The sequence below is a fragment of the Pseudoalteromonas sp. 20-MNA-CIBAN-0454 genome, from assembly GCF_040308685.1.
In the GTDB taxonomy this organism is placed as follows: Bacteria; Pseudomonadota; Gammaproteobacteria; order Enterobacterales; family Alteromonadaceae; genus Pseudoalteromonas; species Pseudoalteromonas nigrifaciens.
Genome location: NZ_JBEOOB010000034.1, coordinates 1 through 12,950, shown reverse-complemented (window position 1 = coordinate 12,950; position 12,950 = coordinate 1). Strand labels below are relative to the sequence as shown.

The 12,950-nt window shown below is 39.6% G+C and carries 15 protein-coding genes; 9 read left to right on the top strand and 6 right to left on the bottom strand.

Annotated features, from left to right (window positions below; all coding sequences use genetic code 11):
• Positions 1–31 precede the first annotated feature (31 nt).
• The 4 genes from AAEZ22_RS14855 (at position 32) to AAEZ22_RS14840 (ending at position 4,462) form a co-directional block, all read left to right on the top strand.
• Positions 32–1,084: a hemin-degrading factor gene (locus tag AAEZ22_RS14855; protein ID WP_350546309.1), complete on the top strand. Its 1,053-nt coding sequence runs from the start codon at positions 32–34 to the stop codon at positions 1,082–1,084.
• 827 nt (positions 1,085–1,911) lie between these two features.
• A complete protein-coding gene (locus AAEZ22_RS14850) occupies positions 1,912–3,429 on the top strand; it encodes an RNA-guided endonuclease InsQ/TnpB family protein (protein ID WP_089369036.1) in 1,518 nt (505 codons plus the stop codon).
• A 42-nt stretch (positions 3,430–3,471) separates the two neighbouring features.
• A complete protein-coding gene (locus AAEZ22_RS14845) occupies positions 3,472–3,996 on the top strand; it encodes a GGDEF domain-containing protein (RefSeq protein ID WP_427570343.1) in 525 nt (174 codons plus the stop codon).
• A gap of 256 nt (positions 3,997–4,252) precedes the next feature.
• A complete protein-coding gene (locus AAEZ22_RS14840; protein ID WP_002959120.1) occupies positions 4,253–4,462 on the top strand; it encodes a cold-shock protein in 210 nt (69 codons plus the stop codon).
• A gap of 987 nt (positions 4,463–5,449) precedes the next feature.
• Here AAEZ22_RS14840 and AAEZ22_RS14835 read toward each other — a convergent pair.
• Positions 5,450–6,673 carry a NupC/NupG family nucleoside CNT transporter gene (locus AAEZ22_RS14835; RefSeq protein WP_058374678.1) on the bottom strand — a complete coding sequence of 408 codons (1,224 nt, stop codon included), beginning with the start codon at positions 6,671–6,673 and terminating at the stop codon, positions 5,450–5,452.
• Positions 6,674–6,690: 17 nt separating this feature from the next.
• Positions 6,691–7,320: a uridine kinase gene (gene udk, locus AAEZ22_RS14830; RefSeq protein WP_011329721.1), complete on the bottom strand. Its 630-nt coding sequence runs from the start codon at positions 7,318–7,320 to the stop codon at positions 6,691–6,693.
• Between the two features lie 191 nt (positions 7,321–7,511).
• On the opposite strand from udk, the gene AAEZ22_RS14825 reads away from it, so the two are divergent.
• The gene (locus AAEZ22_RS14825; RefSeq protein WP_179807796.1) at positions 7,512–8,729 is read left to right on the top strand and encodes a phosphopentomutase; all 1,218 of its coding nucleotides are present in this window, start codon (positions 7,512–7,514) and stop codon (positions 8,727–8,729) included.
• A gap of 13 nt (positions 8,730–8,742) precedes the next feature.
• On the top strand, positions 8,743–9,444 hold the full coding sequence (deoD, locus tag AAEZ22_RS14820; RefSeq protein ID WP_179807795.1) for a purine-nucleoside phosphorylase: 702 nt from the start codon (positions 8,743–8,745) through the stop codon (positions 9,442–9,444).
• Positions 9,445–10,013: 569 nt separating this feature from the next.
• On the opposite strand, the gene AAEZ22_RS14815 is transcribed toward deoD, so the two are convergent.
• The 4 genes from AAEZ22_RS14815 to AAEZ22_RS14800 form a co-directional block, all read right to left on the bottom strand.
• Positions 10,014–10,373 carry a hypothetical protein gene (locus AAEZ22_RS14815; RefSeq protein WP_226898090.1) on the bottom strand — a complete coding sequence of 120 codons (360 nt, stop codon included), beginning with the start codon at positions 10,371–10,373 and terminating at the stop codon, positions 10,014–10,016.
• Between the two features lie 105 nt (positions 10,374–10,478).
• Positions 10,479–10,847, bottom strand: coding sequence for a hypothetical protein (locus AAEZ22_RS14810; RefSeq protein ID WP_086993876.1), 369 nt, complete (start codon positions 10,845–10,847; stop codon positions 10,479–10,481).
• Positions 10,848–10,925: 78 nt separating this feature from the next.
• Entirely contained in the window at positions 10,926–11,129 is a 204-nt protein-coding gene (locus AAEZ22_RS14805) for a hypothetical protein (RefSeq protein ID WP_179807794.1), read from the bottom strand.
• A gap of 107 nt (positions 11,130–11,236) precedes the next feature.
• Complete coding sequence (locus AAEZ22_RS14800) at positions 11,237–11,338, bottom strand: ATP-binding protein (protein WP_275942346.1); 102 nt, start codon at positions 11,336–11,338, stop codon at positions 11,237–11,239.
• Between AAEZ22_RS14800 and AAEZ22_RS14795 the strand changes: the two genes are divergently transcribed.
• The 3 genes from AAEZ22_RS14795 to AAEZ22_RS14785 all read left to right on the top strand — a co-directional run bounded on the left by AAEZ22_RS14795 (position 11,299) and on the right by AAEZ22_RS14785 (position 12,867).
• Entirely contained in the window at positions 11,299–11,838 is a 540-nt protein-coding gene (locus tag AAEZ22_RS14795) for a hypothetical protein (protein WP_275942347.1), read from the top strand. The two genes, AAEZ22_RS14800 and AAEZ22_RS14795, sit on opposite strands and share 40 nt — an antisense overlap.
• A gap of 55 nt (positions 11,839–11,893) precedes the next feature.
• Positions 11,894–12,034 (top strand): hypothetical protein, encoded by a 141-nt coding sequence (locus AAEZ22_RS14790; RefSeq protein ID WP_179807792.1) that lies wholly within the window; start codon positions 11,894–11,896, stop codon positions 12,032–12,034.
• 308 nt (positions 12,035–12,342) lie between these two features.
• A complete protein-coding gene (locus tag AAEZ22_RS14785; RefSeq protein ID WP_179807791.1) occupies positions 12,343–12,867 on the top strand; it encodes a hypothetical protein in 525 nt (174 codons plus the stop codon).
• Positions 12,868–12,950 lie beyond the last annotated feature (83 nt).

Sequence of the window (12,950 nt, the reverse complement as noted above, 5' to 3'; positions counted from 1 at the left end):
CACTTAGGCCATTACCTTTTAGGAGTAAATTATGAATACCTTAGTTAACCAATATCAAACATTAAAAGTAGCGCAGCCCAATATTCGCAGTGTAGATGCCGCCGTACAACTTGGCACCACAGAAGCACAACTTATTGCCTCTCAAGTAGGGCAGCAAGCAATTAAATTAAATATTAATCAAATCGAAAACATTCTCAAAGGGTTAAAAAAACTAGAGCATGTAATGGCACTTACACGCAACGGCGTTGCAGTGAGTGAAATTAAAGGCTGTTACGAAAAACTATATACTTCACAGCGTAATAATAAAAAAATGGGAATAGCAATTAACCCAGGAGGCATAGATTTAAGGTTGTTTTTATCGCAATGGGCCAGTGTATTTGCTGTTAAGTTAAATAACATGGTGAGCATTCAGTGCTTTGATAAACATGGCCGAGCTGTTCATAAAATATTTAATACCGATAAAACTAATTTAACTGCGTATCAGGCGCTAATTAGTAAATATAGCGACCCAGAGCAAAGCACTACATTAGTGGTAGAGCCAATCAAAACCCAAGAGCTTGAGACCACACCGCAAGAAAATATAAATGTAGCGGGCTTTTTAACCGCATGGGAAAACTTGCAAGATGTGCATCATTTTCCAGCATTATTAACCGAGTTTAAAGTAGGCAGAATACAAGCACTTGAACTTGCACAGCCCAATTGGGCACAAGAAATACCAACCGCAAGCTTACCGTTAATATTTAGCACGTTAAAAGAGCAGCAAAGCGAGGTAATGATTTTTGTAAATAACAACGCCGCGGTGCAAATATACTCAGGAACACTCAATAACTTAAAGCAAGTAGGCCCTTGGTATAACGTACTTGATGAAGACTTTAATTTACATATTAAAAGTGAAGATTTAGCGCGTGCTTTTGTCGTTAAAAAGCCAACAGATAACGGTAATACTGTGGTGCACTCAATAGAGTTTTTTGATGAGAGCAGCAACACAGTTATGACCTTATTTGGCCGAAGAGTTGAAGGTAAAGAGCAACCGAAGCAGTGGATAGCACTGTGTAATAAATTGAGCGACAGTTATAAAAGTTAACTTGATAAAACACATTTATAATTATTGTCTACCGATAGGTAGGCAATAATTAACCGGAACTCTGGTTAAGAGATTTATTAACGTATTGAATCATACTTATATTTAAATTTATTTTCTCTAGCCAGAGGCTTTTAGCGAGTTTACGCGTCAATAGCTGGCCTATTGCAAGTAAATTCAACGCAGTTAGCGTTGTAAATAGCTACTTGAGATAGTTTTGTTATCCAAAGCTTAGGTTAATTAGTACTTCACATTATTAAAGTTGGTTAGATTCTTGGTTTTAAAGCAGGTAGTATAAAATGTATTGAATATATTATGCATGCAAGTTGTACGTGAGGTATAGACAGAGTGTTTCACAAACTATTACCAACATTAAACCTCAGGTTTCTTATACTATTACTTGTTTTACTTGCCTCTATTTGCACCTTAGTAAGTAGTTTTTATGCTACTTACCAAGTGCAAAAAGAGCAGTTAATCAACTACACGTTACACAGTAATTACGCTTATGCTAATAAGCTTGCTTCAGCAACAGATAGCTTTCTTGAACATTTGCAGGGTGCATTCTCGTCGGCTTTAGCTACGAGTTAAGCCCTGCGGTTTTAGTGGTTGTGTTTTGCTACAGCTTTACTCTATTTTACAGCTAGTTCAGAGGGTGGCTTACGCTGCGAGCGAACACGTCACAGCGGTATTTTGCAACGAATGCTAGGTGTACTTGGTTCTTATAAACGCAGTTCCTGCCAGTTCTCCATTCGTGCATATTAAACTCATGATTGTTTTTTGTATAGCGCTATAATATTCTGTGTTTAGTGACTGTTCAAGGCATTTAATTAATGGCAATTCGTGGCTTTAATATCGAAATAACTTACAAAATGAGTAGTAAAGCAGCTACTCATTTTGCGCGGTGGATTGGTGGATCGAATGTCATGCGTAATCAGAGAATTGAGGAAAGCCTCGAACTTATCCGAGCCGACAAAGGCTCGGATATTGATCAGAAGTATGCAGGTATTAAGGCTAAACCTGAGCTTTCCTTCTTAAAAGAAATACCACCACAAATACTTCGAAACGCTGCAAGTATGTTATTTAGTGATATTAATGCGTGCCGAAGTGGGCTTCGGAAGTTTCCTAAGCCCAAAGGGCGTAATCGCAAGCGTAGCTGTGTAGTAACAAAGGAAATGTTCATCCTTGAGCCGCTAAACGAAGGTCGGGCACTTCTGACATTCTACGAGAAGGCTTCGAAGAAGCCCGCACGTATGTTTTCTATAAAGCTCGACTACGAACCCGACCAGCTCGCAAAGCAGTTCCGTATATCGCGCCAAGGTAGACGCTTCTACCTCTCAGGGTCGTATAACGACGGTGTTGAGTCTGCAACGAATGAGGAACTGTTGAAAGGCTTTGTTGCACAAAGCCTCAGTGATGACGAATTACTATCCCAAATCACAGGTATCGACCGTGGCGTTAAGCTGCCTATTGCAACAAGCGACGGTTTGCGCAAAGCCTATAGCCCTGAGACGACTGAAAGGCTAAAGCGATTAGTGCAAAAGAAGGCTCGGTATCAGCGTATTTTGGCGCGTAAAAAGCGCCAAAACAATAACAAAAACACTAGACGTGTTGAGTCTAATGAGCAGCAAAAGCTAGCAGATAAGATAGCTAACTTCGACGCCAAGACTGCGCGAATTAGGCACGACTTTTTGCACCAGACCTCGAAAGAGGTCGTGCTTTCGGCGAAGTCTATAATCGCTTTGGAAGACTTAAAACTCAAAAACATGACCAAGCGTGCTAAACCAAAGCGCGGCAAGCATGGCCGTGGCTATGCGCGTAACAACGCGAATGCCAAGAGCAGTTTAAATCGCTCATTATTAAATGTCGCTTTAGGAAAGCTTGGTGACTTCATCAAGTATAAAGCGAACGACTACGGTAAGGCCGTAGTCGAAGTGAGCCCCGCAGGCACGTCGCAGACGTGCCATATGTGCGGTGAAAAAAATACGATAAGACCTCAGCAAGATACATTAATTTGTTTAAATGGCTGCGGAACTTTTCATGCGGACGACAATGCCAGCATTGTCGTAGCGCAACGAGCTGTACCTTACATACAAGAGTCTACGTTTGCCCAGAAAGCAAAAACTCGTAAGAAAACAGCAGTACGTAAAAAGGCGGTAACACCGCCGTTGGGGAGCGAACTGGCCTCAACTGAAAAATCAGGGGAGTTAGAGACTGCATCAACTGATGTGTCCCTTGTGTGCTCACGCACGCAAGCTGACGTAAGACCGTCATCGACGGCAAGCCTTGTACAAAGAAACTCTCTTACAACAATGGACGCCAGTGTTACTGGCGTCTTGGAAACTCGATAGTTTTAGCTACGAGTAGTTCATAGTCAGCAATTCAGAACAGCAATGCTAAAAGGCGAAAGTATTTTACAGCTGCAAATAGGGCAGTTACGCCACGATGCACAAACAGATCCTCTAACGGGGATTCATAATCGCAGAAGTTTAAAAGCATGGCTTGATAAACTAATCCACGAACAAACGTTATTTACCATTTTAGAAATAGACATCGACTTTTTTAAACGCGTAAATGATACATATGGCCACGACAAAGGCGATGAAGCACTCAAAGCATTAACCAAGCTTATTCAAAGTGTTGCTCGCAAAGATGATATTGTTGCGCGCATTGGCGGCGAAGAATTTGTGCTTGTAATACCTAATCAAAACAGTGAAGGTGCATTTAAAATAGCAGAAAGGCTGCGCCTTGCAGTTGAGTCGTCATATATAGATACCATTGGTTATATAACCATATCAATAGGTATTGCTAGTTACCCAGAGCACGGCACAAATATTGATCAAGTATTTAAAAAAGCCGATAACGCACTGTACTATGCAAAAGAGCATGGCCGTAATCGTAGTGTTATTGCTAATTAAATAGAGTAACTGCAAGGCCCTTAACTTAAATAAGGTTTAATATTTTAAAATTATTTAAATAATAAACTTGACACAAATTAAAATTTCTATATAGTGGGCCGCAGCTAGAAAGAAAGCATGTAATCTATAAATCTCCATTTCGATGTTGTATAAGTAATACTTGTAGTACCGTCCTGAAGTTTTTAAAGTACCATCTCATTTTTTGCTACACCCGCTCACATGAGCATATTTTTTATTTTTATATCAGGATATTACAATGTCTAACATCGTATCAGGTACAGTTAAGTGGTTTAATGAGTCTAAAGGTTTTGGTTTCATCGAGCAAGAAAATGGCCCAGACGTTTTCGCACATTTCTCAGCAATCAAAAGCGAAGGTTTCAAAACTTTAGCTGAAGGCCAACGTGTAGAGTTCACTCTTTCACAAGGTCAAAAAGGTCCACAAGCTGATAACATCACAGCTGTATAATTTTACTTTTTAAGTAAAATGAAAAAAAAGCGCTTAAGGCGCTTTTTTTGTGCCTAAAATTTGATATTCCTCGGTAACTCCCCCCTCAGTATTGTATTTCAACGCATTAAACTTAACTAACCAAACTCTGTGCCGATTTTTTGAATGCAACTTTATATAAAATACAGGTGCCAGGCTCAATGTGTATAGCTTTAGCCGTAAATGCAAAAGGCAGCGCTCAGGCTTGAGCTATCAATCAACTATCAATTAACCAATCAGTGAGCAGTTAGAACGCCAGCCAAATTAATGGCTGCAAAAGCTGGCGGGAGTTTACCTCGCGCTTTTTACTGTGCTTTTGGTGCTGGGTATAAACTTACCCTGGGCGAGTAGCTTGTTACCTGCCACATGCTCGTAGTACGAAAAACGTATTTGTAAAAGGTGATGAGATCACAAAGTAGTGATTTAAACCCTACAGATGAAATGCCAGCATGAGGTAAAAACAGGTTTTATATTTCAGGTTTTAGGCGTCAGGTGTTTGATGCAAGCTCAATAGAGTAACTAAGCAAACTCAATGTTTAGCTTTAGCCGTAAATACGAAAAGGGACAGCACTCAGGCTTGAGCTGTCTGCCAGTCAACTATCAACTTCTTAATTATTAGCGAGTAGTTATAATCCCACCCAAGTTAATGGTTATAGGAGAGCCGCAGGGAGTTTACCTCGCACGCTTTTTACTGCTTTACATTGCGCTTATGGCAGGGGACTGTTATCTGGTGTTGATCTGTGGTGAATACCATTTTAGTGTTTAAAGGTGGTGGTTGGCAGGTGGTTTTTCATTTTATTATATTATTCAAAGATTAGCCTTTAAGCTCATTTATAAACCTCTTCACAAGCCCAAAACGATAAAAGGGCCTTGCGGCCCTTGATGAAGTATCGTTCAAGTCAGATAGAGCTTTAACCCCTTAAAGCACTATCCTATTGTTTTGCAACAGTGGTTCATCTCATTAAGTTTCTAAGCTAGCGAGAGGAAAAATCCAGCAATTGCGGCGCTCATAAGGTTAGCCATAGATCCTGCTAACACTGCTCTGAGCCCTAAGCGAGCGATATCCTTTCGCCGACTAGGCGCCATACCGCCTAATCCACCTAGTAAAATGGCTATCGATGATAAGTTAGCAAAGCCACACAGTGCAAAAGTAACAATTGCTTGAGTGTGCGCACTTAACGTATCGCGATAATTTATAAAGTCTAAGTAAGCAACAAATTCATTCACTACTAACTTTTGACCAATAAAGCTACCGGCTAGTATTGCTTCATTCCATGGCACACCAAGTAACCATGCAACAGGCGCAAATACATAACCTAAAATTTCTTGCAGCGTTAATGTCGGGTAGTCAAACCAGCCGCCAATACCGCCTAATAAACCGTTTAACAATGCAATTAATGCTACAAAAGCAAGTAGCATTGCACCTACGTTTAGTGCCAAGTGCATACCACTTGCAGCACCCGATGCGGCTGCATCAATAACGTTAACGGGCTTTTCATCATCTAAATCTAAGTCAGCTAAATTGTCTTTAGGCGTTTCGGTTTCTGGCACAATCATTTTGGCCATTAAAAAGCCACCAGGAGCCGCCATAAAGCTAGCTGCTATTAAATACTTAAGGTCAATACCAATAATTACGTAGCCGGCCATAACAGAGCCTGCTACCGTTGCTAAACCACCTACCATTACGGCAAATAATTCCGACTTGGTCATAGTGGCAATAAAAGGTTTAACAATTAACGGTGCTTCTGTTTGGCCAACAAAAATATTAGCAGTGGCCGATAACGATTCAGTACGTGAGGTTTTTAACAGCTTTTGCAAGCCGCCACCTAAAATCTTAATAACCCACGCCATAATGCCTAAATGATATAACACGGCCACTAACGCAGAGAAAAACACAATTACCGGCAGTACTTGAATAGCAAAAATAAACCCTAATGTATCTTGCGATGCTAAAGGTCCAAACAAAAAGCTTATACCGTCGTTAGCAAAACCAATAACCGATGAAACAGCGGAAGATACACTTGCTAATGCATTTTTGCCTGCATCAAAAAATAATACAAAACCACCAATAATTACTTGCATCGCAAATGCGATACCTACCGTTCTAAGCTTTATTGCTTTGCGATTAGTTGACGCCGCAAACGCAATAGCTAGCAGCACAAACATGCCAACTACGCTCATAAAAGTTGTCATACAAATGTTTCCCGTTACTATTCTTGAAGAATATGTTTAATTTTACTTTTTATTATATCAATCGCAACGCGATTCATGCCGCCTCGAGTGACAACTAGATCTGCATTATGCTTTGACGGTTCTATAAATTGATAAAACATCGGTCTAACAGTTGCTTGGTATTGTTCAACAACAGATTGTAATGTTCTGCCCCTTTGCTCCATATCGCGTTGCATTCTACGCATTAAGCAAATGTCTAAGGGAGTGTCTATAAACACCTTAATATCAAATTCTTTATTAAGCGCTTTATCGCTAAGTAGTAAAATGCCTTCTACGATTAATATTTTAGCTGCAGTTACATACCGCGTTGTTTCGCTGCGAGTATGTTGTGCATAATCATAAATAGGTACTTCTACAGCGTGGCCGTTACGAAGTTGTGTTAAATGCTCATGCATTAGCTTATATTCAAATGCATCAGGATGGTCGTAGTTAGTTTGCGTACGATGTGCAAACGGTAAATGCGACTGATCCTTATAATAAGCATCCTCTTCGATAATGGCGATAGCGCCTGGTTCAAGTTCATTAACCAATTCATTGTAAATTGTTTGGCTAAAAAGAGATTTACCCGACGCTGATGCGCCAGCAATGGCTATAATAGTTCGTGTCACTAAAGTTCTCACCCACACAGGAAGATATATTGTTGGTAGATCACAATAGCAAAAAAGACACGATTAATCTCTTTTGCTTCGCTTAAGGGCGTAAATTTATAATGTTTAGGTTATATGAAACAGGACTTATGTCCTGTGCGTAAAAATCGAAGAGCAGATAAAGTAACCATATTGAATAACGGGAGGTCACAATGGCAAGAGCAATTATCCTAATGGCAGACAGTTTAGGAATTGGCGCAGCACCAGATGCAGATAAATTTGGTGATATTGGCGCGAATACTTTAGCACATCTGCTAAAAGCATATTATGACGAAACAGGCACAGCATTATCGCTACCTAACTTATCAAAGTTAGGGTTAATAGATGCCTGCGAAGCGGCCGGTAAAGAGCCTTGTTTAGTGTCAAATCGTTCAGCATCGCAAGGTGCATGGGGATACGCTAAAGAGCTTTCGAGCGGTAAAGATACGCCATCAGGCCATTGGGAAATGGCGGGAGTACCCGTTTTATTTGATTGGGGTTATTTTCCTAAAACTCAGCCAAGCTTCCCACAAGAATTTATTGACGAGCTTATTGCTCGTACCGGTATCCCAGGCATATTAGGCAACTGCCATGCATCAGGAACCACTATTTTAGAGCAGCTAGGTGAAGAGCACGTTAAAACAGGTAAACCTATCTGTTACACCTCAGCTGACAGCGTGTTTCAAATAGCCGCGCATGAAGAGTCATTCGGCCTAGAAAAGCTTTATCAGGTTTGCGAAACTGCACGGTCGCTACTAGATGAAATGAATATAGGACGAGTGATTGCGCGGCCATTTTTGGGTTCAAATAATCAAGATTTTGCCCGTACCAGCAATCGCCGTGACTACTCGGTATTACCGCCAGCCCCTACATTGCTAGACGTACTAGCAAAAGACGGTGGCGAAGTAATAAGTATTGGCAAAATTTCAGACATATACGCGCATCAAGGTATTACCCAAAAGCATAAAGCACCAGGGTTAATAAACTTGCTGAAAAAAACCAACGAATTAATGCAAAGTGCGCCCGATCACAGCTTAATATTTACTAACTTGGTCGACTTTGACGAAATGTTTGGTCATCGTCGTAATCCTGTTGGGTATGCAAAAGCGTTAAAAGAGTTTGACGATTATTTACCAACTATATTAAACGCACTAAAAGCCGATGATTTACTAATTATTACTGCCGATCATGGCTGCGATCCAACCTTTCCAGGTTCTGAGCACACCCGTGAATACGTACCAGTAATTGCTTACCAACCGGGTATGACCGACACCCCACTTGGTGAGCGCAATAGTTTTGCAGACATAGGTCAAACCTTAGCACAATGGTTTAACTTACCTGCGCTTGAATACGGTGATGGCTTTATAGATAAGCTAACTACATCTAAATAAAAAGGAAAGATTAATGAGTACTCCGCATATCAATGCAAACGTAGGTGATTTCGCCGAAACAGTATTAATGCCAGGCGATCCGCTACGTGCAAAATATATTGCTGAAAACTTTTTAGATGACGCAAAACAAGTAACCAGTGTACGTAACATGCTTGGCTTTACAGGCACTTACAAAGGTAAGCCTGTAAGCATTATGGGATCGGGCATGGGCATTCCATCAATGTCTTTGTATGCGCGTGAGCTAATTGTTACTTTTGGGGTTAAAAACCTGATTCGTATTGGCACGTGTGGCGGTATTGGTAGCGACGTTAAAATACGCGATGTTATTTTTGCACAAGGTGCATGTACCGATTCAAATGTAAATCGTGCCCGTGTACGCGGTACTGATTTTGCAGCAATTGCTGACTTTGACCTGCTTTTAAACGGCGTAAATGCTGCAAAAGATCTTGGTATTAAAGCAAAAGTAGGTAACGTATTTACTACCGATACATTTTATCAAGCCGACGACACCTTTTATAAAGATTTAGATAGATTAGGTGTGCTTGCTGTTGATATGGAAACAGCCGGTTTATATGGCGTTGCAGCCGAATATGGCGCAAAAGCAATGGCGCTATTCACAGTAAGTGATCATGTGATCACTGGCGAAGCAACTCCTGCTGACGAGCGTCAAAGCACATTTAACGAAATGGTTAAAATTGCTTTAGAGTCTATCTAAGTAATTGGCTATTTAAGTAAAACAGTTCCTTGGTAACGTATTCACTAAATTTTGGAGACACGCCCAAAGTGAAGTGAGACTAAACCCCAAAGCCGCATTTATGCGGCTTTTTTTATGCTTAAACTTTAGTTTTTAACGTGAGTTAGCTCTGCATCTACAAATTAAGTTTAAGCCAGATATTATTTTGCAGCCAAGCAACTTACTGGCGTAATGCGCTAAAACCTGTTTGTATACTTTCACACCTTCTGCTCTTTATACAAAAACATCTAAGCCCATTTATTCACAAAGAGAGTATGAGACGCTGCGCTTTTAAAAAAATAACAAAGCCAAGAACAATGTGTTTTATGTCTACTCATTTACTCTCATTGTCTTCTCTTTTTGCAAAAACATTTAAGCCCATTTTATTCACAAAGAGGGTATGAGGCGCTGCGCTTTTAGAGGAATAACGTAAGCGCGCATTTAAGCAGTGCGCTTACTTTGAAACAATAAAAAAAGGCCGCTCAGTCGCAGCCCTCTCATTTGAATTTAAAAAAAGTGCCCAATTAAAAATGGACTTGTAAAATCTAAAATTAATATTTTCTACGATTTATAGAAAAAGTAACTTCAGCTTCTCCAGTGTTAAGGTTAAAAGAATCTAATTTACCTGAGCAAATAGCCTTATCTCTATATGATCCACCCTCATTCTCAGCAATTACTTTTTGAGGTAACATTTTACCACTTCGATAATCTTTCATGATAACAAAGCGAAAGTGACAACGAGGAGCTACTGAACTATCACTAAATTTATATTCAAAATCTACTAAGCGAACTACATCAGGGTAATTACTAAATACATAAAATCGGTCAGCTGAATTAGCACTAAGAGTTTCTAATGGCTCTGGTGAATAACGTGGATGTTTGAACGTCTTTACTCGTAAATGTGACATCATAATCTTTAGAGTCATTCTCAACATTAACTTTTATATTTGCTACTGCAGAAGAGCTTATAACTAAAGCTGATGTAAACAATATTTTTTTTAACATAAACTAATCCTTTATATTTTGTTGTGATAATAACTTCCTGATTCGTAAGAAGTCATAAAGGACAGTACACCACTATCATTCTTTTTAACAGCTAAATTAGGTACAGAATTATTCTCTTTATCTATTTCTATTACCTGTCCTATCCGACCTGAATTTAATCCTAATTGCTTTCCTAACTGCTCCATTTCTTGTTGCATTTTAGGAAGGATTTCTGTTTTTAATTGCTCAGCTGCTTGAGCATATCGTTCTCTTTCTTCTGGAGATTCAGCATTTTTAGCTCGTTGCTCAAACTCTGCAATACCTTCTTTTGCTCCCTTAACATCGCCAACTCTACCGTTATAACCAAAAAATACATCCATAAAATTATTAGATACCTGCATAGCGCTTTCTCCTTGTGTATATAGACTAAAGTTTAGAACAAATAGTGAGCATTTGACAGTGTGAAATAACGTTGCACTTCACGACTGTTTTTTCTTCGATACCCACACAGGAAGCTCTAAATTATTCCCTTCAGCGAGCCACTTTTCGAGGGCCTCTTTTTTGTCTGCTGGCGCTAGTTCGTCTCCCTCTAAATCAGCATAAAATTGACGTGTTTTTTCACTCTCTAAATCCGAATTAATTGCATCGCATAATTGCGTAATATCATCTTTTTTCGGCGTCATTTTTCGCTCCTTTTTGCACCCAATTTAGGGGGTGCACGAACCACAATTTTAGCGTAGCGTTTAAAAGTTATCTAGCGTCAATTAACTTGGCCGGTTGACACCGAATTTCATTTGCTCTTATTGAGCGCTGTTTTGCGCTGGTAACTGTCACCTTCGCAATGAATAATCGTTGCATGATGAACCAAACGATCGATTGCCGCGACAGTCATTGTTGAATCTTCAAATAGTTCATCCCATTGCTCAAATGATTTGTTTGATGTGTAAGCGCGCATTTAAGCAGTGCGCTTACATTCGTTTTGTCGATGGACTCACAGCAAAGTTAGGGTGGCTCGATAGACACCATATCACATTGCTCGATATCAATGGGCTCAGTAGCAGAATAGATGCAGAACTTACAGATAACGCGCTTGTTTTCATAGGTCAAAGTGCCAAACATTTCCCCGATGTCTTTTGCTTTAATCTCAATAAGCAAAAAATGATCAATGCTTCGGGTAATCATACGCAACTCACAGGCCTTGATTTTGGCCTAGCTAAAAGATTCAATTGGTTCTCTGAAGACGGCTTATCGTTGCAAGGCGTACTGCGTTTCAGCAAAAACCAGTCAAACCTGTCCCAAGCTCCTGTAGCAGTGATCATTCATGGGGGCCCGAAAGACTTTTCTGAATTGCAATTATTCAGCGATCACCACTGGCATGCCCCCTATTTGTAAGCGCTCAATTCTGCGCGTATATTGACAATTATGCTAATTGATCGCTGTTGCTGAAATGCCAATTTCAGTCATGGATATTGAAGAGTGTGTTATTAGTGATGAGCATATTGAAGCGTGGCAAAATGATTACGATGAAGATGATTTTGGTGATGTCGATCAAGTCAGCTTTATTAAAATAGCGAAAAGTAATACATAGAAAAAAGGCTTGCGGTTTGCATAAACCAAGAGCCTTTGCCTTTAGGAACTAGTGATATGTGGTGTAGGCTTATAATCGTTGGTGCTTTTGCATGCTCATATCCAAACTTATTGCATTCCGTAGTATTCACCTTACTTCACATTGTGATAAAAATAAAATTATTAATGTGCCTCGCTTACAAGCTGTCGCTTCCTACTTCATTTATTTCTAAACAACATGCAAAAATATAGCAGTTAAAGACTGTTTGCTTTTTAATCGGAAGTCGTTATTGTTGAATTGAAATTACATCTAATATAAGGATATAATTTATGAGCAAAGTTTCTCTCACTTTAATTTTACTCTGCGGGATTAGCTTCCAGGCGAAGGCTCAAAATTCTGATCTTCACGTTAATAAATACTCTCAAAGCAAGCGTGTGGAATCGTTTGAATTAAACAACCTCCAAAAAAGTACACTACAAGCTATTATCCAAAATGCTGAGTCAGATAAAGAAATAGATGCTGAATATGAAACCGGGGTTATAGATACATTTGGGGATTTGAGCCGGAAAATCCCTTACACGGGCGTAGAAGTTATAAACATAAATCTAAAGGGCAGTAAGAGCAGCTTAGCAAACTACACTCTAAAACCAGTTTATATCGCTTATGGCGATGATTTAAAGTTAAGAAGAGTAGAGTTCGAATCAAAAAACAAAAAAATTAATGCTAGGCTGTATTCATTTATGGAAAGTGACGAAAGTGCTTCGTCTTCTAAACGTTATTATGAATTCATTATTAATATGAATGAAAAAGAAATGTTTATAAAACTCTCAAAAGATTGGCTGGTTATTAAGTAAGCGCGAATTTAAGCAGTGCGCTTAGCTATAATCGAAGTCTAGCTGCACATTCCACGGCATTAGGTCGGTAAAATCATCATCAC